The sequence below is a fragment of the Teichococcus aestuarii genome, assembly GCF_003116135.1.
Classification (GTDB): Bacteria; Pseudomonadota; Alphaproteobacteria; order Acetobacterales; family Acetobacteraceae; genus Pseudoroseomonas; species Pseudoroseomonas aestuarii.
On record NZ_PDOA01000001.1, the window covers coordinates 479,099 to 503,501 of the forward strand.

General features: G+C 73.7%; 21 protein-coding genes. 10 read left to right on the forward strand and 11 right to left on the reverse strand.

The window, feature by feature from the left end:
- Positions 1–40 precede the first annotated feature (40 nt).
- From CR165_RS02290 to CR165_RS02320, 7 genes are read right to left on the reverse strand one after another with little or no spacing between them, the layout of a single operon-like run.
- Entirely contained in the window at positions 41–3,079 is a 3,039-nt protein-coding gene (locus CR165_RS02290) for a ligand-binding sensor domain-containing diguanylate cyclase (protein WP_109515322.1), read from the reverse strand.
- 27 nt (positions 3,080–3,106) lie between these two features.
- Positions 3,107–4,753 (reverse strand): NTP transferase domain-containing protein, encoded by a 1,647-nt coding sequence (locus tag CR165_RS02295; RefSeq protein ID WP_109515323.1) that lies wholly within the window; start codon positions 4,751–4,753, stop codon positions 3,107–3,109.
- 9 nt (positions 4,754–4,762) lie between these two features.
- A complete protein-coding gene (locus tag CR165_RS02300) occupies positions 4,763–5,455 on the reverse strand; it encodes an XdhC family protein (RefSeq protein ID WP_109515324.1) in 693 nt (230 codons plus the stop codon).
- Positions 5,452–5,787: an XdhC family protein gene (locus tag CR165_RS02305; protein WP_109515325.1), complete on the reverse strand. Its 336-nt coding sequence runs from the start codon at positions 5,785–5,787 to the stop codon at positions 5,452–5,454. The genes CR165_RS02300 and CR165_RS02305 overlap by 4 nt, the downstream gene beginning before the upstream one ends.
- Positions 5,784–6,998: a vWA domain-containing protein gene (locus CR165_RS02310; protein ID WP_109515326.1), complete on the reverse strand. Its 1,215-nt coding sequence runs from the start codon at positions 6,996–6,998 to the stop codon at positions 5,784–5,786. The genes CR165_RS02305 and CR165_RS02310 overlap by 4 nt, the downstream gene beginning before the upstream one ends.
- A 31-nt stretch (positions 6,999–7,029) precedes the next feature.
- Positions 7,030–8,013: an AAA family ATPase gene (locus CR165_RS02315; protein ID WP_109515327.1), complete on the reverse strand. Its 984-nt coding sequence runs from the start codon at positions 8,011–8,013 to the stop codon at positions 7,030–7,032.
- Positions 8,014–8,025: 12 nt separating this feature from the next.
- Positions 8,026–8,871: a CoxG family protein gene (locus CR165_RS02320; protein ID WP_245906061.1), complete on the reverse strand. Its 846-nt coding sequence runs from the start codon at positions 8,869–8,871 to the stop codon at positions 8,026–8,028.
- 190 nt (positions 8,872–9,061) lie between these two features.
- Here CR165_RS02320 and CR165_RS02325 point away from each other — a divergent pair, with 190 nt between their 5' ends.
- Both CR165_RS02325 and prpB read left to right on the forward strand, forming a co-directional pair.
- A complete protein-coding gene (locus tag CR165_RS02325; RefSeq protein WP_245906063.1) occupies positions 9,062–10,567 on the forward strand; it encodes a sodium:proton antiporter in 1,506 nt (501 codons plus the stop codon).
- A 23-nt stretch (positions 10,568–10,590) separates the two neighbouring features.
- Entirely contained in the window at positions 10,591–11,514 is a 924-nt protein-coding gene (gene prpB / locus CR165_RS02330) for a methylisocitrate lyase (RefSeq protein WP_109515329.1), read from the forward strand.
- On the opposite strand, the gene CR165_RS02335 is transcribed toward prpB, so the two are convergent.
- Complete coding sequence (locus tag CR165_RS02335; RefSeq protein WP_109515330.1) at positions 11,515–12,393, reverse strand: LysR family transcriptional regulator; 879 nt, start codon at positions 12,391–12,393, stop codon at positions 11,515–11,517.
- Between the two features lie 110 nt (positions 12,394–12,503).
- Here CR165_RS02335 and CR165_RS02340 point away from each other — a divergent pair, with 110 nt between their 5' ends.
- Genes CR165_RS02340 through CR165_RS02355 form a run of 4 tightly spaced genes read left to right on the forward strand, consistent with a single transcriptional unit; the run spans position 12,504 to position 16,637 of the window.
- Complete coding sequence (locus tag CR165_RS02340) at positions 12,504–13,499, forward strand: Bug family tripartite tricarboxylate transporter substrate binding protein (protein ID WP_109515331.1); 996 nt, start codon at positions 12,504–12,506, stop codon at positions 13,497–13,499.
- 11 nt (positions 13,500–13,510) lie between these two features.
- Positions 13,511–14,887, forward strand: a complete 1,377-nt coding sequence (locus tag CR165_RS02345) for an acyclic terpene utilization AtuA family protein (RefSeq protein WP_109515332.1) — start codon at positions 13,511–13,513, stop codon at positions 14,885–14,887.
- Positions 14,884–15,210, forward strand: a complete 327-nt coding sequence (locus CR165_RS02350; protein WP_109515333.1) for an AtuA-related protein — start codon at positions 14,884–14,886, stop codon at positions 15,208–15,210. The genes CR165_RS02345 and CR165_RS02350 overlap by 4 nt, the downstream gene beginning before the upstream one ends.
- A gap of 59 nt (positions 15,211–15,269) precedes the next feature.
- Positions 15,270–16,637: a hydrolase gene (locus tag CR165_RS02355; protein ID WP_109515334.1), complete on the forward strand. Its 1,368-nt coding sequence runs from the start codon at positions 15,270–15,272 to the stop codon at positions 16,635–16,637.
- A 54-nt stretch (positions 16,638–16,691) separates the two neighbouring features.
- On the opposite strand, the gene CR165_RS02360 is transcribed toward CR165_RS02355, so the two are convergent.
- Positions 16,692–17,810 (reverse strand): CaiB/BaiF CoA transferase family protein, encoded by a 1,119-nt coding sequence (locus CR165_RS02360; protein WP_109515335.1) that lies wholly within the window; start codon positions 17,808–17,810, stop codon positions 16,692–16,694.
- Between the two features lie 69 nt (positions 17,811–17,879).
- On the opposite strand from CR165_RS02360, the gene CR165_RS02365 reads away from it, so the two are divergent.
- Positions 17,880–18,857, forward strand: coding sequence for a Bug family tripartite tricarboxylate transporter substrate binding protein (locus tag CR165_RS02365; RefSeq protein WP_109515336.1), 978 nt, complete (start codon positions 17,880–17,882; stop codon positions 18,855–18,857).
- Positions 18,854–19,861: an NADPH:quinone oxidoreductase family protein gene (locus tag CR165_RS02370; protein ID WP_109515337.1), complete on the forward strand. Its 1,008-nt coding sequence runs from the start codon at positions 18,854–18,856 to the stop codon at positions 19,859–19,861. Before CR165_RS02365 ends, CR165_RS02370 begins: the two co-directional genes overlap by 4 nt.
- 64 nt (positions 19,862–19,925) lie before the next feature.
- Here CR165_RS02370 and CR165_RS02375 read toward each other — a convergent pair whose 3' ends face one another.
- Together CR165_RS02375 and chrA are read right to left on the reverse strand one after the other, a co-directional pair.
- Positions 19,926–21,407, reverse strand: a complete 1,482-nt coding sequence (locus CR165_RS02375) for a SulP family inorganic anion transporter (RefSeq protein WP_109515338.1) — start codon at positions 21,405–21,407, stop codon at positions 19,926–19,928.
- Positions 21,408–21,615: 208 nt separating this feature from the next.
- Positions 21,616–22,944 (reverse strand): chromate efflux transporter, encoded by a 1,329-nt coding sequence (gene chrA / locus CR165_RS02380; RefSeq protein ID WP_109515339.1) that lies wholly within the window; start codon positions 22,942–22,944, stop codon positions 21,616–21,618.
- Positions 22,945–23,272: 328 nt separating this feature from the next.
- Between chrA and CR165_RS02385 the strand changes: the two genes are divergently transcribed.
- Both CR165_RS02385 and rpmF read left to right on the forward strand, forming a co-directional pair.
- Complete coding sequence (locus CR165_RS02385; protein WP_109515340.1) at positions 23,273–24,010, forward strand: GntR family transcriptional regulator; 738 nt, start codon at positions 23,273–23,275, stop codon at positions 24,008–24,010.
- Between the two features lie 163 nt (positions 24,011–24,173).
- Positions 24,174–24,377 carry a 50S ribosomal protein L32 gene (gene rpmF, locus CR165_RS02390; protein ID WP_109515341.1) on the forward strand — a complete coding sequence of 68 codons (204 nt, stop codon included), beginning with the start codon at positions 24,174–24,176 and terminating at the stop codon, positions 24,375–24,377.
- Positions 24,378–24,403 lie beyond the last annotated feature (26 nt).

A 24,403-nucleotide genomic window follows, 5' to 3' on the forward strand; every position in this document is an offset into this window, starting at 1 on the left:
GCCACGGAAGCGCGCCGCCATGGAAGGGTGCCCTGCCGCGTCAGGCGGCCCGCACCTGGTCGCGCCCGCCATGCTTGGCGGCATAGAGGGCCGCGTCGGCCCGGTGGATCAGCGCCTCGAGCGACTCGCCGCGCTGCCAGGCGGCGACGCCGCCGCTCACCGTCACCATCAGGCGGCCGCCCTCCCAGGACACCGGGTTCTCCGCCTGGGCGGCGCGGATCCGCTCGGCGATGGCGCGGCCCCCCGACGCATCGCAGCCCGGCACCAGCAGCATGATCTCCTCGCCGCCATGCCGGCCCAGCAGGTCCTGCGGCCGGCAGAGGCGGGCGGCCAGCCGGCAGAAGCCGACCAGCGCCGCATCCCCCGCATTGTGGCCATGGGTGTCGTTGAGCTGCTTGAAGCGGTCGAGATCGAACAGCACGAGGGCGAAGCCGGGGCCGCCATGCTCCGCCTCCGCCAGGATCTGCGCCGCACGCTCGGCGAAGCGGCGGCGGTTGAGCAGGCCGGTCAGCGGGTCGGTGCCGGCCAGCCGGTCCAGGCGGCGGTTGGCGGCGCGCAGCTCGCGGGTGCGCTCATCCACCAGCCGGGTCAGCTCGCGCTGGCGGTGGCGCAGATAGGCGGTGCGGCCCTGCACCAGCCCCATCACCGCCAGCCCGCAGACCATCAGCGCCAACAGGCCGAACCAGGTGCTCTCGAACCAGCGCGGCGGCACAGCCAGGACCAGCGAGGTCTCGGCCGCGGGGCCGGCGCCCACGGGTCCGGTCCAGGCGCGCACCTGCAGGCGGTGCAGGCCGGGAGGCAGACGCTCGAAATGGGCGGCGGGGTCCTCCGGGTTGGCCTCGGTCCATTCCTGGTCGAGGTCGGCGAGGCGGTAGGCGTAGCGCGTGCCGGCGGGGGCGTGGAAGTCGAGCAGGGCGAAGTCCACCCGCAGCCGCCGCACGCCTGTGGGCAGGTCGAGCCGCGTGCCGGCGGTGGGGGCGAGGCCTGGCGGCATCGCGTGGCCATCCAGCGCCATGCCGGTGAAGCCGATGCGCGGCGGCGGGCGGGGCTGCTCGGCCCGCCCGGGCAGCACGATGGAAAGGCCGCCCAGCCCGCCGAACAGCAGCTCGCCCCCCGGCGCCCGGGCGGCGGAGCGTGGCAGATAGGTGCGCACCCGCACCCCGTCGCGCATGGTCAGCACGCGGGCCGGCCCGCCATCGGCCGGGATCATGGTCAGGCCCCGGGCGGTGGAGGCCCAGATCCGGCCCTTCGCGTCCGGCAGCAGGGCGGCCACGCTGTTGTCGCTCAGCCCCTGGCGGGTGGTCAGGGTGCGGAAGCGCGGCGCCTCGCCCGGCGGCGGCGGCCAGCTGCCGACCACCCCCACCCCGCCGCCGAAGGTGCCGACCCAGATCCGCCCCCGCGCATCGGCCAGCACGGAGCCGATGTTGTCGTGCGGCAGGCTGTCGGGCCGGCCGGGGTCGTGCCGCAGGGTGATGGGCTCGGCACTGCCGGATAATGAGGCAGAAGGCGGAAAGAGGCTGAGCCCCCCCGCCGTGCCAACCCAGGTGCCGGCGGCGCCGATCTGGTCGATGCCGTGCACCGGCGTATCGGCCAGGCCGCTGTCCGGCGTGATGCCGCGCTGCCAGCGGCGCAGCACCCGCCCCGCCGCGTCCAGCCGGAGCATCCCCTCCTGGGTGCCCACCAGCAGCCCGTCGCCATCCCGTGCCAGCGCGTTCACCACCTCGCCCTCCAGGGCGGGAATGGCGGAGGGCGTGACCTCCAGGCTGCGGCCGTCGATGCGCGCCACGCCGCGGGCGCCCGCTAGCACGCTGCCATCCGGCAGCGGCAGCAGCGCCTGCACCTCGCGCGCCGTCTGCGGGTCTTCCAACTGCAGCCGGTGCAGCGCGCCCGTGGCGGGGTCCAGCACGTCGATGCGGCCCTGGCCGAGGCCCAGCCAGGCGCGGCCCTGCCGGTCCACCGCCACGCTGTGGACGTTCTGGTCCGAGAGGGTGAGCGGCGACAGGGGCGAGGGCAGCACGGAGAGCACGGCCCGCGCCTGGGTGTCGTGCCGGTTCACGCCGCGCTCGGTGGCGATCCACACATTGCCCGAGCGGTCCCGCAGCATCGCCCGCACCGCGTCGCCGGAGGGCGAGACGGGCAGGGCGGGGTCGTGCTGGATCAGGGTGGGGGCGTGCTCGCCATCCACCGCGATGATGCCGATGCCGTCGGTGGCGGCCCAGAGGAGGCCGGGGCTGGGCTCCAGCAGGGCGGTGATGGTGCGGCCGCCCGCCTGGCCCTGGCGGCCGGACAAGCCGGGGCGGGAATGCACCACGCCGTCCTCGACCCGGCCCAGGCCGCTGCGGCCCGTGCCGAACCACAGCCGCCCCGCCGCGTCCTGCAGCAGCGACCACACCGCGTCCTCCGCCATCTCGCGCGCCAGGGCGGTCTCGGCCTCCAGCGGGCGGAAGATGGCCTTGTCCGGCAGGCGGCGGCGCAGCCCGGCGCCGCTGCCCACCCACAGCGTCCCGTCCGCCTCCTCCAGCACCGAGAGGGCGCTGAGCTGCGGCCAGCCGGGTACGGGCTCTATGCGTTCGGCGCCGGCCGGCCAATGGGCCAGCCCGGCCTCGCTGGCCACCCAGGCGCCGCCGTCCCGCGCGGGGGCGAGGGCGAGGATGCGGCTCCAGCCCGGTGCCCTGTCCGGCGGCTCGATGGCGATGAAGGCGTCCGTGTTGGGGTCGAAGCGCGCCAGTCCGCCGGCATGGGTGCCGACGAGCAGCCCGCCATCCGGCAGGGCGAGCAGCGCCCGCACATGGTTGTCCGGCAATCTGTCGCTCTCGCCCGGGCGCGCCACGTAGGGCTGCACGCGGTAGCCGTCATGCCGGGCGAGACCCCCCAGCGTGCCGATCCAGATCGCCCCCTGGCGGTCCTGCGTCAGGGCGGTGGCGGTCTCGTAGGGCAGGCGGCGGGCGGCCGCGATCGGCTCGAACACCCGGGTGGCGAAAGCCTCCCAGTGCGAGGCGGCGGCGGCCGGCGCGAGCCCGGAAAGGGCCAGAGCCGCGAGCAGACAGCCCACCAGCCGCAGCGGGACGCTGCGCGGCAAGGTATGGAACCCGAGACGGCCGGCCGGCTAGCGCCGCCCGGCGAACTCCGGATTGAGGCGCAGCGCGTCCGTCGTGTCGAAATCGCGCAACACGGCGTCGTCCGCCATTTCCACCTCCACCACGCGGTCAGCGTATTTGCCGGCCAGATGGCGGGCTCCCACATCACCCGTGATCTGCATCATTTCCGGAAGAAACTCCCGCGACCAGAGCATTGGATTACCCTGTTTCCCGCGGAAGGTGGGCATCACGATAGCGCGGCCCTCCTCCGGGTCGAAGGCGGCGAGCAGCCGGTCGAGCATCGGGCCGGTGATCAGCGGCATGTCGCCCAGGCAGATGAGCACCCCCTCCGCCTCCGGCGGAAGCGCGGCGAGCCCGGCCTTCAGCGAGGCAGAGAGGCCCTCGGCATAATCCTCCGTCTGGGCGATCAGCACGGGGCGGCCGGCCAGCGCCTCCTCCACCCGCTCCCGCTCGTAGCCGGTGACGGCGATGACCGGCCGGGCGCGGCTGTCCAGCACGTTGGCGACGACGCGCGCCACCATGGGCACGCCCTTGTTGTCCGGCACCAGCAGCTTGTTGAGCGGCGCCATGCGGCGGGAGCGGCCGGCGGCCAGCACCAGCGCCGCCACCTGCCGCGGCCGGCGCGGCGCGGCGCCGGTGGGGGCATTGCGCGGCGCCGCCTCGCGCGGCAGCGGCCGCGCCTCGATCTCCTTCAGCAGCCCGCCGACGCCCATGCCGGCGATCTCCCGGCTCCCCACCGGCAGGCCGGCGAAGAGGCGCTGCAACACCCAGTCGAAGCCGTTGAGCTTGGGGCTGCGGGCGCAGCCGGGCAGCACCAGGGCCGGGATGGTGCCGATGCGGCCGAGGCAGAGCAGGTTGCCGGGATCGACCGGCATGCCGAAATGCTCGATCCGCCCGCCGGCGCGGACGATGGCGGCGGGGCCGACATCGCGGCGGTCCACCACCGCCGATGCGCCGGCGATCAGCAGCATCTCCGCCCCCGCGCGCTTCAGCCGGGCCAGCGCCTCGGCGATGGCGGCCTCCTCGTGGCGGCAGCGCTCGGGCGGCAGGAGCTGGCCGGCGAGGCCCGCGATGCGCGCCTCGGTCGCCTCCACGGCGCCTTCCATGATGCTTTCCTTGAGGCCGGGCAGCTCGGTCAGCACCAGCCCCACCTTCAGCGGGCGGAAGGGATGGATGGCCAGCGCCTGGCCGGAGCGCGCCACGGCCTCGGCCACCTGCAGCACGCCGCCCGGCACGGCGAAGGGGATGACCTTCACCGTGGCCAGCATCTCCCGCGCCGAGACGGGGGTGTGGTTGGGCAGGGTGGCGAGCGTCAGGCTCTCGTCCAGCGCGTTGAGGCGGTTGACCAGCGCCTCGTTCACCACCAGCAGCCCGGCGGCGTCGGCCTGCAGGTTCACCCGGCCGGTGGCGGCGCGGGTGCGCGCCAGCAGCGGCCCCATCAGCGCCTCGCCGATGCGGTGGGCGGCCTCGTTCTCCGGCACGTCGCCGCTTTCCAGGCGAGCGGCGATCACCTCCCGCTTGCCGGCCTCGCGCAGCGCGGCGATGGCCTCGGCATCCAGCACCGTGCCCTTCTTCAGCACCCGGCCGGGCAGGCGCAGCGTGTGGGCGAGCACGGCGCCCTGGGCGTCGTCGAGCGGCGTGGGGCCGAACTGCATGGCTTGGGCCTATCGGTCGGCGAGGGCGGCGCCGCGGCGGCGGGCGACGATCTCGGCCATGATGGAAAGGGCGATCTCGGGCGCCGTGACGGCACCGATGGACAGGCCCACGGGGGCGGCGATGCGCGCCATGGCCTCCTCCGGCAGCCCGGCCTCGGCCAGCCGCGCCACGCGCTTGGCATGGGTGCGCCGGCTGCCCAGCGCGCCGATGTAGAAGGCGGGGCTGCGCAGCGCCACCTCCAGCGCCGGGTCGTCCAGCTTCGGGTCGTGGGTGAGGGTGACCACGGCGGTGCGGGTGTCGGGGGCCAGGGCCTGCATGGCCTCGTCCGGCCATTCGTCGACCAGCGTCACGCCACCGCCGAAGCGTTCCTCGGTGGCGAAAGCGCGGCGCGGGTCCACCACCGTCACGGCGAAGCCCAGGCCCAGCGCCATCGGCACCAGCGCCTGCGCCACATGCACCGCCCCCACCACGATCAGCCGCAGCCGCGGGTTGTGCGGCTGGATGAACCAGGGCGCGCCCTCATGCGCCAGGTTGGTGGCGGCGTCGGCGGCCAGCGCGGCCTCGGCGGCGGCGGCCAGCGGCGCGGGCAGGCCGTCCTCCGGATGGAGGTACTGGGTGCCGTCGGAGAGGCGCGTGGCCACCGCCACGGCGCGGCCGGCGGCGCGCGCGGCCTGGAGGCGGGCGAGGAAGGCCGCCTTCACGCCACCCGCTCCCCCTCGAGCTTCTCGACGAAGACCTTCAGCTTGCCGCCGCAGGCCAGCCCCACCTCCCAGGCGCGCTCGTCGCTGATGCCGAAATCGAGCAGCTGCGGCGTGCCCTCGGCCATCGTCTTGCGGGCGGCCTCGGCCACCGCGCCCTCGATGCAGCCGCCCGAGACGCTGCCCGCCATCCGGCCGGAGGCGGTGACGGCGAGGTTGGAGCCGGCAGGGCGGGGCGAGCTGCCCCAGGTCTCCACCACGGTGGCCAGCGCCACCGTCTCGCCCTCGGCCAGCCAGCCGGCGGCGGTGGCGAGGATGTCTTCCTGGTCGCTCATCGTGATCCTCCGACAGGTTGGCCCATGGGCTGGCGTGGCGCGGGGCCGGAGAGGGTCCGCACCAGCGCGCGCAGGCTTTCAATGTTGTGGACCGGGCGGTGCTCATGCACCAGGGGGAGCATGGTGCGTATGCCCTGCGAGCGGGGCTGGAAGCCGCTGTAGCGCAGCAGCGGGTTCAGCCAGATCAGCCGGCGGCAGGAGTGGCGCAGCCGCTCGGTGGCGGCGGCGAGGCGGGCGAGGTCGGCCGCGTCGCCGCGCTCCAGCCCGTCGGTGATCAGCAGCACCACGGCGCCCTGGCCCAGCACGCGGCGGCCCCATTGCCGGTTGAACAGGTCCAGCGCCTCGCCGATGCGGGTGCCGCCCGACCAGTCCGGCACCAGGTGGCTGACCATCTCGAAGGCCACCTCGGCGTCGCGGTGCCGGAGCGGGCGGGTGATGTTGGTCAGCCGGGTGCCGAACAGGAAGGTGGAGACGCGGTCCCGGTCGTTGGTCACGGCGTGCAGGAAGTGCAGCAGCACCTGGGCGTAGCGCGCCATGCTGCCGGAGATGTCGCAGATCGCCACCAGCGGCGGCGGCCGCTCCACCCGGCGGGAGCGGTGCAGCGCCGAGACCTCGCCGCCCTGGCGCATGGCGTGGCGCAGCGTGGCGCGCAGGTCGGCGCGCGGCCCGGCGGGGTCGGGGCGGAAGCGGCGTGTCGGCCGCTTGTCGAGCGGCAGGGCGAGGCGGCGGATCTCCTGCCGCGCCGCCGCCAGCTCGGCCGCGCCCATCGCCTCGAAATCCATTTTTGCGAGTGCCTCGCTGGCGCTCACCGTCAGGCTGGCATCGACCTCCCGCTCGGGCTTCTGGGGCGGCAGCGGCGGCGGGGCCTGGCCGCCCAGCGCCTCGGCCAGCCGCCGGCCGCCCGGCGGCGGCTTGGGCGGCGGCTGGCCCTGGCTCAGCGCGTCCATGGCGGCGGCGTGGCGGCCGGCCTCGGGGTCGCGCCACCAGAGGCGGAAGGCGTGGTCGAACAGGTGCTGGTGCTCGTGCCGGTGCACCAGCGTGGCACGCAGCGCGGCCTGGGCCTGCCGGCGGTCGGCGAGGTCGATGCGGGTCAGCGCCTCGGCGCCGGCCAGCATCTCGGCCGGGCCGATCGGCAGGCCGGCGCGCCGCAGCAGCCGGCCGAAGCCGAGCAGGTTGGCGGCCAGCGCGCCGGCGGGCGGCGCGCCGCTCATGCCGGAAGGCGGCCCGTCACCGCTCCGGACATCAGAAGGGCATGGCCGGGGCAGGGGGCTGCTTCACCGCCTCCACCAGCCTCGCCGTCTCGGCACCGCGCAGCTTGGCGATGTCGTCCTGGTACTTCAGCAGAGCGCCCAGGGTCTCGTCCACCAGCACCGGCTCCAGCTCGGTGGCGTCCAGGGCGCGCAGCGCGTTGGCCCAGTCGATGGTCTCCGCGACGCCCGGCAGCTTGAAGAAATCGCCGCCGCGCAGCTTCTGCACGAAGGCTACCACCTGCGCCGAGAGCGCCTCCGGCAGGCCGGGGGCGCGGCTGGCCAGGATGGCCCGCTCGCGCATCGCATCCGGGTAGTCCACCCAATGGTAGAGGCAGCGGCGGCGGATGGCGTCGTGCACCTCCCGCGTGCGGTTGCTGGTCAGCACCACGATGGGCGGCGTTTCGGCCCGCACGGGGCTGTGCTCGGGGCCCAGCTCCGGGATGGAGAGCTGGAAATCGGCCAGGATCTCCAGCAGGAAGGCCTCGAAGGGCTCGTCCGCGCGGTCCAGCTCGTCGATCAGCAGCACGGCGGGCGGGCCAGAGAGGGCGGCCAGCAGCGGCCGCTCCTGCAGGTAGCGCCGGTCGTAGATGCCGGCCTCCAGCCGGGCGCGGCCCGCCTCGCCCTGCGTCTCGCCGGTGGCCTCGGCCAGGCGGATGGCCATGAGCTGGCGCGCATGGTTCCATTCATAGGCCGCCGCCTGCAGGTCCAGCCCGTCATAGCATTGCAGCCGCACCAGCCGGCGGCCGAGGCCGCTGGCCAGCACCTTGGCGATCTCCGTCTTGCCGGTGCCCGGCTCCCCCTCCAGGAAGAGGGGGCGGCCCATGACCAGCGCCAGATGCACGGTGGTGGCCAGCGCACGGTCGGCCACATAGCCGCCGAGGGCCAGGAGCCTTTCCGTCTCCGCGACGGAACCGGGCAAGGCGGAACCGGGCAGGGCGGAATCGGGCGGCGGCGAGGCCGGGGAGGAGGCGGGCATCGGCGCCACGGCTCAGCCGAGCACGAACAGCAGGAACAGGATCACCAGGAACACCGCCGAGCCGCCCCAGAACAGCAGCGGCAGGCCCATGATCTCGGCCGGCAGAAGCTGGAAGATGGAGAGGCCGGGCGAGGGCGCGGCCACCGGCGTGGCATAGCCGCGCTTCGGCGCGCGCTCGTGGCTGGTGTGGCCGCCCGTCTGCAGCGTGGCGGGCTTGCCGCCGGGCGGGGTCTCGCCGGCATGCTCGGCCAGGCCCGCGCCGATCAGCGTGGCGGCGCCGAGGCGCTCCACCGGCGCGGCGTCGCCCACCTCGGTGCCACGGGCGGGGGTGGGCACGGCGCCGGGGGGCAGGTCCGGCTCCTGCGAGGGGCGCGGGGGAGCGCCGGCGGCGGCGGAGCCGGGGGTGGGCGCCGCCTCGGGCGGGGTGGAGACGATGGCGGCGAAGCGGTCGAAGAACTGGTCGGCCATCTGCTTGGCCGTGCTGTCGATCAGCCGGGCGCCGAGCTGCGCCATCTTGCCGCCCACCTGCGCCTTGGCGTTGTAGCGCAGCAGGGTGGTGGTCGGGCCCTGCTCCTCCAGCGCCACGTCGGCGCCGCCCTTGGCGAAGCCCATGGCGCCGCCATTGCCCTCGCCGCCGATGGTGTAGGAGACGGGCGGGTTGATGTTGGTGAGCTGCACCTTGCCGGTGAACTTCGCCGCCATCGGCCCGATCTTCACGGCAACCCGTGCCTGGAAGCTGTCATCGCCCGTGCGCTCGACCGACTCGCAGCCGGGGATGGCGGCGCGCAGCACCTCGGGGTCGTTCAGCCCCTCCCAGACCGTCTCGCGCGGCGCCTCGATACGGCGTTCACCGGTCATCTCCATGGCGACTCTCCCTCTCTGCTGTGCGGAAGCTAAGGCGGGCCGGCGCCGGGGGGAAGGGTGGCGCGGCCGATGGTGTGTTCCGGGGCGGGTGGTGCCCCGGCCGGGGCTGGTGTAGGGGCGGTGGCCGGGAAAATTGCCGCGGCCGCCCTTGGGGCCGGCCGCCCGAATCTGAAGGAAACGGTCGATGCCGGGGGTCTGGTCGCGCCGCGGGGTCGCGCGTGTGGGGGCGGCGCTGCCCTCGTTTCTGGTCGGGCTAATGGCCGCCGCCCCGGCGCTGGCGGCCCAGGGGGCGGTGCAGGCGGTAGGGCCGGGGGCGGCGGAGCACGCGGCGCCGGCCCTCTCGGCGCTGTGGGCGCTGCCCTTCGCCGGCGTGCTGCTCTCCATCGCGCTGATGCCGTTGCTGGCGGGGCATCTCTGGCATCACCATTACGGCAAGATCGCCGCGGGCTGGACGGCGCTGTTCCTGCTGCCCTACGCAGTGGTGTTCGGCGGCGGTCACGCCTGGCATGAGTTCACGCACGTCCTGGTGGGCGAATACCTGCCCTTCATCACCCTGCTCCTCGCGCTCTACACCACGGGCGGCGGCGTGCTCCTGAAGGGCAACCTGGTCGGCACGCCGGGCACCAACACGGCGCTGCTGGCGGTGGGCACCGCCATCGCCAGCCTGATGGGCACGACCGGCGCCTCGATGGTGCTGATCCGGCCGCTGCTGCGGGCCAACGCCGGGCGACAGCGGAAGATGCACAGCTTCGTCTTCTTCATTTTCCTGGTCAGCAACATCGGCGGCAGCCTGACCCCGCTCGGCGACCCGCCGCTCTATCTCGGCTTCCTCAAGGGGGTGAGCTTCTTCTGGCCCACCACCAACCTGTTTGCGCCCTTCCTGTTCTGCACCGCGCTGCTGCTGGCGCTGTACTGGGTCATCGACACCCTGGCCTACGGGCGCGAGCGCAAGACGCCGATCGCCGCCGCCGCCGAGCGCGCGACGCATGCCGACCATGCCGAGGCGCCGCCCGGCGAGAAGCTCGGCATCGATGGCTGGGTGAACGTGGCGCTGATCGGCGCGGTGGTGGCCGGCGTGCTGATGCAGGGCGTGTGGCTGCCGGGCGAGATCTCGCTGCTCGGCCAGCCGATCGGGCTGGAGCGGGTGGTGGCGATGGCGCTGTTCCTGGCCATCACCGCCGCCTCGGTCTGGCTGACGCCGGCACGCATCCGCGAGGCCAATGGCTTCACCTGGGGGGCCATCCTGGAGGTGGCCAAGCTGTTCGCCGCCATCTTCCTCACCATGGCGCCGGTGCTGGCCATGCTGAAGGCCGGCGCCCACGGCCCGCTCGCCGGCCTGGTGGCGCTGACCTCGGACGCCGCCGGCCAGCCGCTCCCGGCCATGTATTTCTGGCTGACCGGCGCGCTCTCCTCCTTCCTCGACAACGCGCCGACCTACCTCGTCTTCTTCAACATGGCGGGCGGCGACGCCGCCACGCTGATGGGGCAGGGGGCGCTGACGCTCGCCGCCATCTCCTGCGGCGCGGTGTTCATGGGCGCCAATTCGTATATCGGCAACGCGCCCAACTTCATGGTGAAGGCCATCGTCGAGGAGCAGGGCGTGCGCATGCCGAGCTTCTTCGGCTATTGCGGCTGGGCGCTGGTGTTCCTGGTGCCCACCTTCGTCCTGGTCACGTTCCTGTTCTTCTGAGACCGCCCGAGAGGAAACCGCCCATGCCCTACGTCATCGCCGACGACCTGCCCGAAGCCCCCGCCGGCCAGCGCTTCCGCGCGCTGCTGGAGCGGCCGCAGATCCTGCGCATGCCCGGCGCGCATCTCGGCATCGCGGCGCTGCTGGCCAAGCAGGCGGGGTTCGAGGCGCTCTACATGTCGGGCGCCGCCATGTCCGCCACCATGGGCCTGCCCGACCTCGGCATGATCACGGTCGATGACGTGTCCTGGCACATCCGCCAGGTGGCGCGCGCCTCGGCCCTGCCGGTGCTGGTCGATGGCGACACCGGCTATGGCGAGGCGCTGAACGTGATGCACATGGTGCGCAGCTTCGAGGAGGCCGGCGCCGCCGCCGTGCACCTCGAGGACCAGCTCCTGCCCAAGAAGTGCGGCCACCTGAACGACAAGAAGCTGGCCGATGCGCGCGACATGGCCGCCAAGGTGGCCGCCGCCCGCAAGGCGCGCCGCCACCTCTACCTGATCGCCCGCACCGACGCCGCGGCCAGCGAGGGCATGGACGGCGCCGTGGCCCGCGCGAAGCTCTACCTGGAGGCCGGCGCCGACGCGATCTTCCCCGAGGCGCTGACCACGCGCGAGATGTTCGAGGAGTTCGCCCGCCGCATGCCGGGGGTGAAGCTGCTGGCCAACATGACCGAGTTCGGCCGCACCCCCTTCTTCACCGCCGAGGAGTTCGAGGCCATGGGCTATTCCATGGTCATCTGGCCGGTGAGCCAGCTGCGCGTCGCCGCCCGCGGGATGGAGGAGCTGTATGCCGCCATCGCGCGGGATGGCGGCACCCACAAGATGATCAACCGGATGCAGACCCGCGCCGAGCTGTACGAGACCATCGGCTACCACGACTACGAGTCGCTCGACTCCACCCTGGTGAAGACCATCGTGCCCGAGGGCATGCCGCAGGACCGCTGATCAGCCGGCCAGCACCTCCGCCAGCGCCTCGGCGGCGGGGGAGAGGCTGGCGCCGCGGCGGCGCAGCAGCACGATGCGCCGCCGCAGCAGCGGCGTGTCGATCGGCCGTGTCTCCAGCAGCGGCGCCACGCGCAGCTCCACGGCGGTGGCAGGCAGCACGGCGATGCCGAGCCCGGCCCGCACCAGCGCCACCGCCGTGCTCATGTAGGTGGCCTCGTAGGCCGGGCGGACGCTGAGGCCGGCGGCGGCGAAGGCCTGCTCCACCAGGGCGCGCAGGCTGCTCTCCGGGTCGGTCAGCACCAGTGGCGCGGCAGCCAGCGCCGGCAGGGTGAGGCTCGCCGCGGCGGCGAAGGTGTGGCCGGGCGGCAGCACCGCCACCAGCGAATCCTCGAAGAGCGGCGTCTCCTCCAGCTCCGGCTCCGGCCCGGCGGCGTGGCCGATGCCGAGCTCCGCCTCGCCCGCCTTCACCAGCGCCGCCACGCGCCGCGCCACCGCGTCCCGCACCATCACGCGGATGCCGGGATGGGCGGCCCGCAGCCGCGCCAGCGCCCCCGGCAGCAGGTTGGCCGCCACCGAGGGCAGCACCGCCAGATGCACCACGCCCGAGCGCCGCTGCGCCTGCTCCCGCGCGCCGGCCACCACCGTCTCCAGCTCGTCCAGGATGCGCTGGAAGGAGAGCGCCAGCGCCTGCCCCGCCAGGGTGGGCCGCACCCCGCGCGCCGAGCGGTCGAACAGCGTGACGCCGAGGCTCTCCTCCAGCGTGCGGATCTGCAGGGTGAGGGCGGGCTGCGAGACGTGCAGCCGCGCCGCAGCCCGGCCGAAGCTGCCCGTCTCCACCGCCATGGTCAGGGCGCGGATCTGCCGCAGGGAGTAGCTCATAATTTTTCCCTATGACTGCGCTAGGAAAAACTCAATGGACTTATGGCCGGCGGCACGGCGAGATGGCCGGGAAGGGGCCGGCTGAGCCCCACCCGGTTGGAGACGGCACCATGACCCACCCCACGCTTCGCCGCCGCGCCCTGCTGGGCGGCGGCCTCGGCCTCGCCGCCCTGCCGCTCGCGGCGCCCGCCCTCCGCGCGCAGGAGGCGTGGCCGAGCCGCCCCATCCGCATGGTGGTGCCCTTCGGCGCCGGCACCAGCACCGACATCATGACGCGCCTCGTCTCCGTCCCGATGTCGAAGACGCTGGGCCAGCCCGTGGTGGTGGAGAACCGCGCCGGCGCCGGCGGCGTGGTGGGCAGCGACGGCGTGGCGAAGGCGGCCCCCGACGGCTACACCCTCTGCATGGGCAGCATCGCCTCGCATTCGGTGAACGTCTCGCTGATGCCGAACATGCCCTACGACGTGCTGCGCGACTTCACGCCGATCTCCCTGGTGACGGAGGCGCCGAACCTGCTGGTGATCTCGCCCAAGGTGCCGGCGAAGACGCTGCCCGAGTTCATCGCCTGGGCGAAGCAGCAGCGCGGCGGGGTGAGCTACGCCTCGGCCGGCAACGGCACCTCCAGCCACCTGGCGGGGGAGCTGCTGAAGCTGCGCACCGGCGCGCCGCTGGAGCACGTGCCCTACCGCAGCGGCGCCCAGGCGGTGACCGACGTGATGGCCGGCAACGTGCCGATGATCGTCTATCAGGTGACGGCGGTGCTGCCCTTCGTGCGCGAGGGCACGCTGCGGGCGCTGGCTTCCACCTCCGCCGCGCGGCTGGAGCTGACGCCCGAGATCCCCACCGCCATCGAGCAGGGCATCGCCGAGTTCGACGTCGCCGCCTGGCACGGGCTGTTCGCCCCCGCTAGCCTGCCGGCGCCGGTGCGGGACCGGATCTACGGTGCGCTGAAGGCGGCGCTGGATTCGCCCGAGCTGCGCGCCCAGCTGCGCGAGCAGGGGCTGCAGCCCGTGGGCATGGCGCCCGCCGAGTTCCGCCCCTGGCTGGAGGCCGACATCGCCAAGTGGCGCGAGGTGGTGCGCGTCTCCGGCGCCCGCGCGGATTGAGGGCGGCAGGCATGGCTCCCGACACCCTGCTCCGCATTGGCTGCGGCTCCGGCTTCTCGGGCGACCGGATCGACGCGCCCGGGCCGGTGGTCGATGCGCTGATCGCCGCCGGCGGCCCGGCCGCGCTGATGCTGGAGGTGCTGGGCGAGCGCACCCTGGCCCTGGCCCAGCGCGAGCGGCTGCACCGCCCCGAGGCCGGCTACGAGCCGGCGCTGATCGACCTGCTGCGGCCCATCCTGGCGCGCTGCGTGGCGCATGGCATCCCCATCGTCACCAATGGCGGCGCCGCCAATCCGCGCGGCGCGGCGCAGGCGGTGCTGGCGCTGGGGCGGGAGCTCGGGCTGCCCGCGCTCCGCATCGGCGTGGTGGAGGGGGACGACATCCGCGGCACGGACGCGCTGGACGACCTCGACCCCTGGGAGGGCGATGCCGGGGCGGTGCTGGAGCCTGCACGGGTGATCGCCGCCAATGTCTATCTCGGCGCGGCGCCGATCGCCGAGGCGCTGCGCGGCGGCGCGCAGGTGGTGGTCACCGGCCGCTGCTCCGACCCTGCCCTGGCGCTCGGCCCCATGCTGGCGCATTTCGGCTGGAGCGAGGATGACTGGGACCGCCTCGCCGCCGGCACCATGGCCGGGCACCTGCTGGAATGCGGCTCGCAGATCACGGGCGGCTACTTCGCCGACCCCGGGGTGAAGGACGTGCCGGGGATGGCCACGCTCGGCTTCCCCATCGCCGAGATCGGCGCGGATGGCGCGGTGCTGATCACCAAGCCCGCCGGCACCGGCGGCGTGGTGGACCGCCGCACCGTGACCGAGCAGCTCCTCTACGAGCTGCACGACCCCTCGGCCTACCTCACCCCCGATGTGGTGCTGGACATCACCGGCGTGCGCATCACCGAGGAGGCACCGGACCGGGTGCGGGTCGCCGGCGCGCGCGGGCGGCCACGGCCGGAGCGGCTGAAGGCCACGGTCAGCCTGCCCGGCGGCTGGCTGGGCGAGGGCGAGATCTCCTATGCCGGCCCCAATGCCCGCGCCCGCGCCGAACTGGCCGGCCGCACCCTGCGCGAGCGGCTGCGGATGCTGGGGCTGGAGGCCGCGGCGCGGCTCGACCTGATCGGCGTGGTCAGCGTCTTCGCCGGCGATGACAGGGTGCCGGCAGGCACCGCAGACGTGGCGCCGGCCGATCTGCGGCTGCGCCTCGCCGTGGCCACCGAGACCCGCGCCGAGGCGGAGCGGGCGGTGCGCGAGGTGCTCTCCCTCTACTGCTGCGGCCCGGCCGGCGGCGGTGGCGTGCGCACGCGGGTGGTGGACCGCATCCGCACCCTCTCCTTCCTGGTGCCGCGCGAGCGGCTCGCCCCCCGCGTCATCCTGCTGGAGCTGGAAGCATGAGCGCCGTGCCGCTGTACCGCCTCGCCCATGCCCGGGCGGGGGACAAGGGCAACCGCCTGAACATCGCCCTCATCGCCCACCGCGCGGAGGACTGGCCGCATCTCGCCGCGCAGGTGACGGAGGCGCGGGTGCTGGCGCATTTCGCGCATCGCGGCGCCAGCGCCGTGCGGCGGCACGACCTGCCGGGCCTCGGCGCCTTCAACTTCGTCATCGAGGACGTGCTGCAGGGCGGCGTGAACGGCGCGCTGAACCTGGACGGGCATGGCAAGTCGCTCTCCTTCCACCTGCTCGCCCTGGAGGTGGAGCCGCCCGCGCCGGGCTGACTCGGCGCCCCCTGTTGCTCCCCCTGGGCGGCGGCGGCGTGACTGCTAGACTTGGCGGCATGGGAACGAAACGCCGAGACCTGCTGCTGGCGGCCGCCATGGCGCCGCTGGCCGCCCGCCTGAGCCCGCCCCGCCCCGCCCTGGCGCAGCCTGCCACCGCGGCGGAGCCGCCGCCCGTGCTGCTGATCCACGGGAATGGCAACCACGCCGCGCTGTGGATGACCACGCTGTGGCGCTTCGAATCGAATGGCTGGCCGCGCGGGTGCCTCGCCGCCCTCAACCTGCCCGACCCGCTGGCGCGCGACGACGACGCCATCCCGCAGCCCCGGCGCAGCGGCACGGAGGATTTCCGCCGCGCGGTGGAGGAGGCCGTGGTGGCGCTTCGCCAGCGCACCGGGGCCGCGCGGGTTGCGCTGGTGGGCAACAGCCGTGGCGGCTACCCGATCCGGGATTTCGTGGTGCATGGCGGCGGCGCCCCGCAGGTCTCCCACGCGGTGCTGTGCGGCACGCCGAACCGGGGCGTCTATGACTGGGAGTGGAACCGCAACCGCGAGTTCAACGGCCGCTCGGATTTCCTGCGCCGGCTGAACGGCGGCGAGACCGATGTGGTGCCCGGCACCGCCTTCCTCACCCTGCGGAGCGACGGCAACGACGTCTACACCCAGTCCGACGGCGCCGCCTATGGCCGCCCTGGCACGCCCACCGGCATCGACGCCACGGGGCCGGCGCTGCGCGGCGCGACCAACCTGGTGCTGGGCCAGCTCGACCACCGCGAGGTGGCCTACCACCCGCGCGCCTTCCGCGAGATCTACCGCTTCATCGCGGGGCGGGAGCCGGAGCGGCTGGCGATCGTGCCCGAGGCGCGGCCGGTGCTGGATGGCATCGTCAGCGGCACGCCGGGGGGCGTGCAGACCAACCGCCCCGTGCCCGGCGCCACCGTGACGGTGTGGCGCACCGACCCGGAGAGTGGCGCGCGGATGGGCGAGGCGCTGCACCGCCGCACCACGGGCGAGGATGGCCGCTGGGGCCCCGTGGCCGTGGCCCCCGACTGGACCCTGGAGCTTGAGGCGGCCGCGCCCGGCCATCCGGTCACGCATTTCTATCGGTCGCCCTTCCCGCGCTCCTCGGAGGTGGTGCATCTGCGCCCGGCGCGGCCGATCTCGGCGGAGGACCGCGCGGCGGGAGCGGTGCTGCTGTTCACCCGGCCGCGCGGCTATTTCGCCCGCCCGCGCGACGCCATCATCCTGGATGGCCGGGAGCCGGAGCAGGTGCCGCTGGGTCTGGCGCGCGTGGCCACCGTCACGCTGCGCCGCCCGGCCGGGGAGGTGGGCCGTACCGTTGTCGGCCAGTTCAACGAGGAGCGCGTGGCCGCCCGCCTCTGGCCCGTCTCCGAGGACCGCGTGACGGTGGCCGAGCTGACATCCTGACCCGAAGAAAAAAGAAGGGGGTCCGGGGGAATTCATTCCCCCCGCCCTTGTTCTTCAGGCTGCCGCCAGTTCCGCCAGCACCGCCGCCGTATCGGCCCCCAATGCCGGCGCTGGCGCCACCCAGGCGCCGAGCCCCGGCAGGCTGGGCATCGGCATCTCGCCCAGTTCCGGCTGCGCCATCATCGGCGCCGCGCCAACCGCCCGCACATGCGGGTCGGCCAGCCAGTCCAGCGGGGTGTTCACCTTCTCCGCCAGCAGCCGGGCGGCGTGCAGGGCGCGCAGCCAGTGCTCGGCGCTCTCGCGGGCGAAGATCTCGCGCAGCAGGGGGAGCAGGGCGTCGCGGTTCCGGTCGCGGTCTGCGAAGGTGGCGAAGCGCGGGTCTTGCGGCAGGTCCGGCCGGCCGATGGCGCCGCAGAGCGCGACGAACTCGGCCTCGCGCACCAGTGCCACCATCACCCAGTTGCCGCAGGCGGCGCGGTAGCTGCCGGCGGGCACGTTCAGCGCGGCGGGCGCCTGGCCGAGCAGCCCCGCCTCGGCGATCGGCATGGCCAGCAGGGCGGCGGTGCCGGCCATCAGCGAGATGTCCAGCACGCGGCGGCGCGGCGCCGCGTCGAGCTGGCGCTGGGCCAGGGCGGCCTGCACGGCGGCGAAGGCGGAGATGCCGGTGACGACATCGGCCACCAGGCAGCCCACCTTGTGCGGCGCGCCGTCGGCGCCCGTGTTGAGCGCCACCAGCCCGGTATAGGCCTGCGCCACCGAATCGGTGCAGGGCCGCTCCGCATAGGGGCCGGTCTGGCCGAAGCCGGAGATGGAGAGGCAGACGGCATTCTCCGGCGTCGCCTCCGGCCCCAGCCCGAGGCGGGCGGCGACGCCGGGGCGGAACGCCTCGATCAGCACGTCCGCCCGCGCGGCGAGGGCGCTGGCGGCGGCGCGGCCCTCGGGCGACTTCAGGTCCAGCACCACGCTGCGCTTGCCGCGGTTGAAGGTGGTGTGCATCACCGACTGACCGTCGCGCCGGGTGGAGAGGCCGCGCGACCAGTCGCCTTCCGGCGGTTCCAGCTTGATGACATCGGCGCCGGCGGCCGCCAGCAGCATGCCGCAATAGGGCCCGGCGATGCCCTGGCCGGCATCCAGCACGCGCAGCCCGCGATAGGGCTTCAGCCCGTGGTCCATTGCATTTCCTCCCTCATCGTGCGGCGATGGTGGGACGAGACAAGAAAATAGGGAAGGGAACCTCCATCCATGCGCATCACCCGCAGGGCGGCGCTCGCCGCTATGCCCATGCTCGCCGCGCTGCCGCCCGCCGCCTCCGTGGCACAGGGGAGCTGGCCCACGCGCCCCCTGCGCTTCGTCGTGCCCTACCCGCCGGGCGGGCCGACCGACATCCTGGGGCGGGTGGTGACGCAGCAGCTTTCGCAGCGCCTGCCGCAGCCGGTGATCGTGGAGAACCGCAGCGGCGCCTCGGGCATCGTCGGCAGCGGCGAGGTGGCGCGGGCGGCGCCGGATGGCGCCACCTTCCTGGTGAACGCCTCGCTGCACGTCATCATCCCGCACCTCAACCCGCAGATGCCGTTCGACACGCTAGCGGCCTTCGAGCCGGTGACGAACATCGCCCGCGTGCCGCTGATGCTGGTCGTGAACAAGGACCTGCCCGTGCGCTCCGTGCCGGAGCTGATCGCCTGGCTGAAGCAGAACGGGGGGCGGGCCGCCTACGGCTCCTCCGGCATCGGCGCGGCGCCGCACCTGGCGGGGGAGCTGTTCAAGCAGCTCACCGGCACGCAGATGGCGCATGTGCCCTATCGCGGCTCCGGCCCGGCGCTGGCGGATCTGCTGGCGGGCAACATCCAGCTGATGTTCGATTCGATGCCGAGCAGCGCCGGCGCGGTGCGGGACGGGCAGTTGCGGGCGCTGGCGGTGAGCACCGGCGGCCGCGTCGCCGCCTTCCCCGACCTGCCCACCGTGGCCGAGGCAGGGGTGCCGGGCTACGAGATCGCCACCTGGTACGGCATCTGGGCGCCGGCCGGCACGCCGGCGCCGGTGGTGCAGGCCCTGCAGCAGGCGGTGGCGGCGGCGGTGGCCACGCCCGAGGCCCGCGAGCGCCTGGCCACGCTCGGCGCCGACCCGGTGGCCGACACGCCCGAGGCCTTCGCCGCCTTCACCCGCACCGAATACGCCCGCTGGGGCAAGCTGGTGCGCGACGCGAAGATCGAGGCCCAATGATGCGCGCCATCGTCTGCGAATCCTGGCGCGACTTCGACGCGCTGGAGATGAAGGAGATTCCGCCGCCGCCGCTGCGTCCAGGGGGCGTGCGGCTGCGGGTGGAGGCGGTGGGCGTCTCCTTCGCGCAGCAGCTTGTCGTCGCGGGCAAGTACCAGCGCCGGCCGCCGCTGCCCTTCGTGCCGGGCACCGAGGTGGTGGGCACCGTGCTGGAGGCGGCGCCGGACGCCGTGGCGCCGCCGCCCGGCACCCGCGTCTTCGCGGCGCTGGACTGGGGCGGCATGGCGGAGGAGGCGGTGGCGGACGACATCCATGTGGTGCCGCTGCCCGCCACCCTGGCCGATGGCCCGCAGGCCGCCGCTGCCGTGGCGATGCCGATCAGTTACCCCACCGCCGCCTCCGCCCTGCTCTGGCGCGGAAGGCTGGAGCCGGGGCAGTGGGTGCTGGTGCAGGGGGCGGGGGGTGGCGTCGGCCTCGCCGCGCTGGAGGTGGCGCGGGCGGTGGGGGCGCGCGTCATCGCCCGGGCCGGTGCCGCCAAGCACCCGATGCTGCATGCGCGCGGCGCCGATGTGGTGCTGGACAGCGCCGCGCCCTTCCGCGAGGCCACGCGGGCTGCCACGGGCGGGGAGGGCGTCGCGCTGGTGCTGGACACGCTGGGCGGCGAGGCCTTCGACGAGGGGCTGCGCTGCCTGGCCGATGGCGGCACGCTGCTGACGCTGGGCTATGCCGGCGGCGCCATCCCGCAGCTGGGCGTGAACCTGCTGCTGCTGAAGAACATCGGCGTGGCCGGGCTGAACTGGGGCACCTATCTCGGCTGGTCGCCCGGCGACAACCGCCGCGCCCACGCGCCGCGCGTGCGCGCGCTGTGGGAGCAGCTGATGGCGTGGTGGGCGGCCGGCCAGCTCCGCCCGGAGGTGCATGCCGCGCTGCCCCTGGAGCGGTTCCGCGAGGCGATGGCGATGGTCCGCGACCGCCAGGCCGTGGGCCGCGTGGTCCTGACCCCCTGATGGCGGGGTCCGGGGGGATACTATCCCCCCGGCGGGGGTCCAGGGGGCGGCGCCCCCTGGCGCTTCAGTGCCCCGCGGCCAGCGTCGCCCCTGGCTTGTCATGGACGCCGAGCCGCTCGACCATGGCCGCGCTGGCCTCGTTCATTCCTTCCACCGCCACCTCGACGCCGCGGTTGCGGAAGCCCAGCACCACGCGGTCCAGCGCGCCGATGCCGCTGAGGTCCCACAGATGCGCCTGCCGCACGTCGATGACGACGCGGGCGAGATCCTCCTTCAGGTCGAAGGCGGCGATGAAATCCTCGGCCGAGGCGAAGAACACCTGCCCGAGCACGGTGTAGCGCCGCTCGCGCCCGTCGGCTGAGAGGGCGGAGGAGATGCTGAACATCCTCCGCACCTTGCCGGCGAAGAAGATGCCACTGAGCAGCACGCCCGCCAGCACGCCCTTGGCGAGGTCGTGCGTGGCGAGCACCACGGCGACGGTGGCCAGCATCACCACCGAGGAGCTGCGCGGATGCGTCAGCAGGGTGCGCAGCGAGGCCCAGTTGAAGGTGCTGATCGAGACCATGATCATCACCGCCACCAGCGCCGCCATGGGGATGCGGCGGACGAGGTCGCCCAGCGCCAGGATCAGGAACAGCAGCACCACGCCCGCCACCAGGGTGGAGAGCCGCGTGCGCCCGCCCGAGCGGACGTTGATGACCGATTGCCCGATCATGGCGCAGCCCGCCATGCCGCCCAGGAAGCCGGTGGCGAAGTTGGCGACGCCCTGGCCCACGCATTCGCGGTTCCGCTGGCTGCCGGTGTCGGTCATCTCGTCGACCACGGCCGCCGTCATCAGCGATTCCAGCAGGCCCACCGCCGCCAGCGTGGCGGAGTAGGGCAGGATGATGCGCAGCGTCTCGAAGGTGAAGGGCACGTCGGGCAGGAAGAAGTGCGGCAGCGCGTCCGGCAGGGCGCCCATGTCGCCCACGGTGCGGAGGTCGAGCCCCAGCGCCCAGGCCAGCGCCGTCAGCACGATGATGCACACCAGCGGCGAGGGCACCGCCGTGGTCAGGCGCGGCAGCAGGTAGATGATGGCGAGGCCGGCCGCCACCATCGGGTAGGTGAGCGCCGGCACGCCGATCAGCTCCGGCAGCTGGGCCATGAAGATGAGGATGGCCAGCGCGTTGACGAAGCCCGTCAGCACCGAGCGGGAGACGAAGCGCATGACGCGCCCGAGCCGCGCCGCTCCGGCCAGCACCTGGAGGATGCCGGTGAGGATGGTGGCGGCGAAGAGGTATTGCAGCCCGTGGTCCTTCACCAGGCTGACCATCACCACGGCCATGGCGCCGGTGGCGGCCGAGATCATGGCCGGCCGGCCGCCCGCGATGGCGGTGATGACGGCGATGGAGAAGGAGGCGTAGAGCCCGACCTTGGGATCGACGCCGGCGATGATCGAGAAGGCGATGGCCTCCGGGATCAGCGCGAGGGCGACGACGAGGCCGGAGAGCAGGTCGGCACGGACATTGCCGAACCATTCGGCGCGCAGCCGCGCGGGATTGAGCATGAAGGGGAACTTCCGGGAAGCGGGGACGAAAGGAGCGCCAGCCACGCACGGCGTAGGACGCGCCAGTCTGGCGCGGCATAACGCGGCGGATCAATCAGGGCTGGCGTCGGCCTACATCGGACTTGTCGTCTCTCCGGGAGGAGGCGCCTTGTGCGGCGCAGCAAATCGGCTCCGCCTTAACGCCGTTCCAGGGGCGGCGCAACCCTGCTCAGCCCCCCGCCAGCCGCAGCGCCAGCCCGGCCAGCGCCGCCAGCGCCAGCACCTTGGCCACGCCCATGCGCAGCCCGAGCAGGGCGATTCCCGCCAGCACCGCCAGCCCCAGTGCCGCCAGGTCCAGGCTGGCCGGCACCGGCAGTTCCAGCCGCAGAGGGCCGGCCTGCCAGGCGGTGCGCTCCGTGAAGATCAGGCGCAGCGCGAACCAGGCCGCCAGGTTGGCGATGACGCCGACCACCGCCGCCGTCACCGCGGCCAGGGCGCCGCGCAGCCGGGGCATGGCGTGCAGCCGCTCGATGAAGGGGGCGCCGAGGAAGATCCAGGCGAAGCAGGGCGCGAAGGTGACCCAGAGGGTCAGCAGCGCGGCGGCCACGGCGCTGACCGGCCCCTGCTGCCAGCCAGCCAGGAAGCCCACGAACTGCAGCACCAGGATCAACGGCCCCGGCGTCGTCTCGGCCAGGCCGAGGCCGGCCAGCATCGCCTCGGCCGAGAGCCAGCCGTAATGCTCCACCGCCTCCTGCGCCACATAGGCCAGCACCGCGTAGGCGCCGCCGAAGGTGACCACGGCCATGCGGGCGAAGAACCAGGCGACATCGCCGAACAGCCCGGTGCCCATCAGCAGCGCCACGGACCACGCCCACAGCGCCAGCACGGCCAGGCCGGTGCGGCGGGCGCTGCGCGCCATGCGCTGCGGCCGGCCCGGCTCCTCGGCCAGCAGGCGGTCGATCATGGCCGGGGGGCCGGATGCCGACACGGCGCCGGCGGCGGGCGCGAAGGTGGCGGGAAAGGCGGCGCCGAGCAGCATGGCCGTGCCCACCACCAGCGGGAAGGGCAGGTTGAAGGCGAACAGCGCCAGGAACGCGCCGAGCGCCAGCAGCAGGGCGAGCGTGCCGTGCAGCGCGCGCCGCGCCACCTTCAGCAACGCCTCCACCACAAGCGCCAGCACCGCGCATTGCAGGCCGAAGAACAGCGCCTCGACCGCCGGCACCCGGCCGAGCGTGACATAGAGAAAGGACAGCGCGAGCATCACCGCCGCGCCGGGCAGGATGAACAGCAACCCGGCCAGCAGGCCGCCGCGGACGCCGTGCATCAGCCAGCCGAGATAGGTGGCAAGCTGCTGCGCCTCCGGCCCCGGCAGCAGCATGCAGAAATTGAGGGCGTGCAGGAAACGGGCCTCGCCCACCCAGCGTTGCTCCTCCACCACCTCGCGGTGCATCAGCGCGATCTGCGCCGCCGGGCCGCCGAAGGAGAGACATCCGATTCGCCACCAGAGGCGGGCGGCCTTGCCAAGGCTGGGATAGGAACTCGGCTCTCCGTCGCGCATCGCTGCCACCTTCTTCCGGCGCAGGCGTTTAGACAGGAAGGCGGGACGGGAGGGAAGGGGCGTGGAGGGCCTGAAAAAGCGGACGGCGCCCGGACATGGCCTGGGCGCCGTCATACGCTCTTTCTCCGTCCCTTTAGCGGGACTGTTCCTCCCCAAACTCGGCCTGCAGAGCAATCCCGAGAGACCTCATCTTAACAGGTCTTGTATAAGACACAAGTCTATCTTCTGGAACGCCTTGATCCGGCTACGCAGATCGTGAACAGAGCATTTCCAGATCCTGTGACGGCCGAAGGACCATGCTGCTCTCCATGCCGATGACCGCTGCCCGATGACGGCCACTTCCTCCCGATCCCGCCTGGATGCCCGCCCGCTCTATCGCCAGGTGGAGGAGATCCTGCTCGGTCGGATCGTCGGCGGCACCTGGCCTCCGGGCCACCTCCTGCCGGCCGAGCCGGAGCTGGCGAGCGAGCTGGGCGTCTCGCAGGGCACGGTCCGCAAGGCGCTGGCCGCGCTCGAGCGCCGCCACCTGATCGACCGCCGGCAGGGCCGCGGCACGACGGTGGCGAAGCACACCAGCGACACGGCCCGCTTCCACTTCTTCCGCGTGCGCGACCTCAGCGGCCGCGCCGTGGTGTCGCGCATCATGATCATCTCCTGCGCCCAGGGGCAGGCGGCGCCATGGGAGGCGGCGGCGCTGGGGCTGGAGACGGGTGCCCCGGTCTACCACCTGCGGCGGATTCGCATGCTGGACGGCAGCCCGCGAATCTTCGAGCGCTGCACCCTCTCCGGCGCCGTCTTCTCCGGATTCGCGCTGCCGCCGGGCGAGCAGCCCTCCGAGCTCTACGTTTATTTCCAGCGCACCCATGGCGTGACGGTGGAGCGCGCCGAGGAGGAGCTGTCGGCCGCCGGCGCCGATGCCGAGACGGCCGCCGCCCTGGGCAAGCCAGAGGGCACGCCGCTGCTGATGGTGCAGCGTATCGCCTATGATGTGGCGGACCGGCCGGTGGAAGTGCGGCTCTCCATGATCGACACCGAGCGGCACCGCTACGCCGTCCGGCTGGACTGAGAATCAGCGCTCCCGGCCGGCCCTGCGGCCGGCTCTCCGGCGGCCCTCGCCGCGTGGCGGCCGGCGCATGGCGCTTGCACCCGGGGGGGTGGGGTGGTAATGGCGCGGCCTTCCTGATTTACCGCTGACTACGACAGCACGTTAAGAAGAGAGGCCCGGCGCCATGGCCGTTCCGAAAAAGAAGGTTTCGCCCTCCCGCCGCGGGATGCGCCGCAGCCACGAGGCCCTGTCCACCCAGGCACACCACGAGTGCCCCAACTGCGGCGAGCTGAAGCGCCCGCACCATATCTGCGCCTCCTGCGGCCACTATGACGGCCGTGAGGTCGTTGCCGCCGGCAAGGCCCTGAAGGCGGCGGTCCGCACCTGATTGTTCCGGCCCGCCGAGGGGATTTG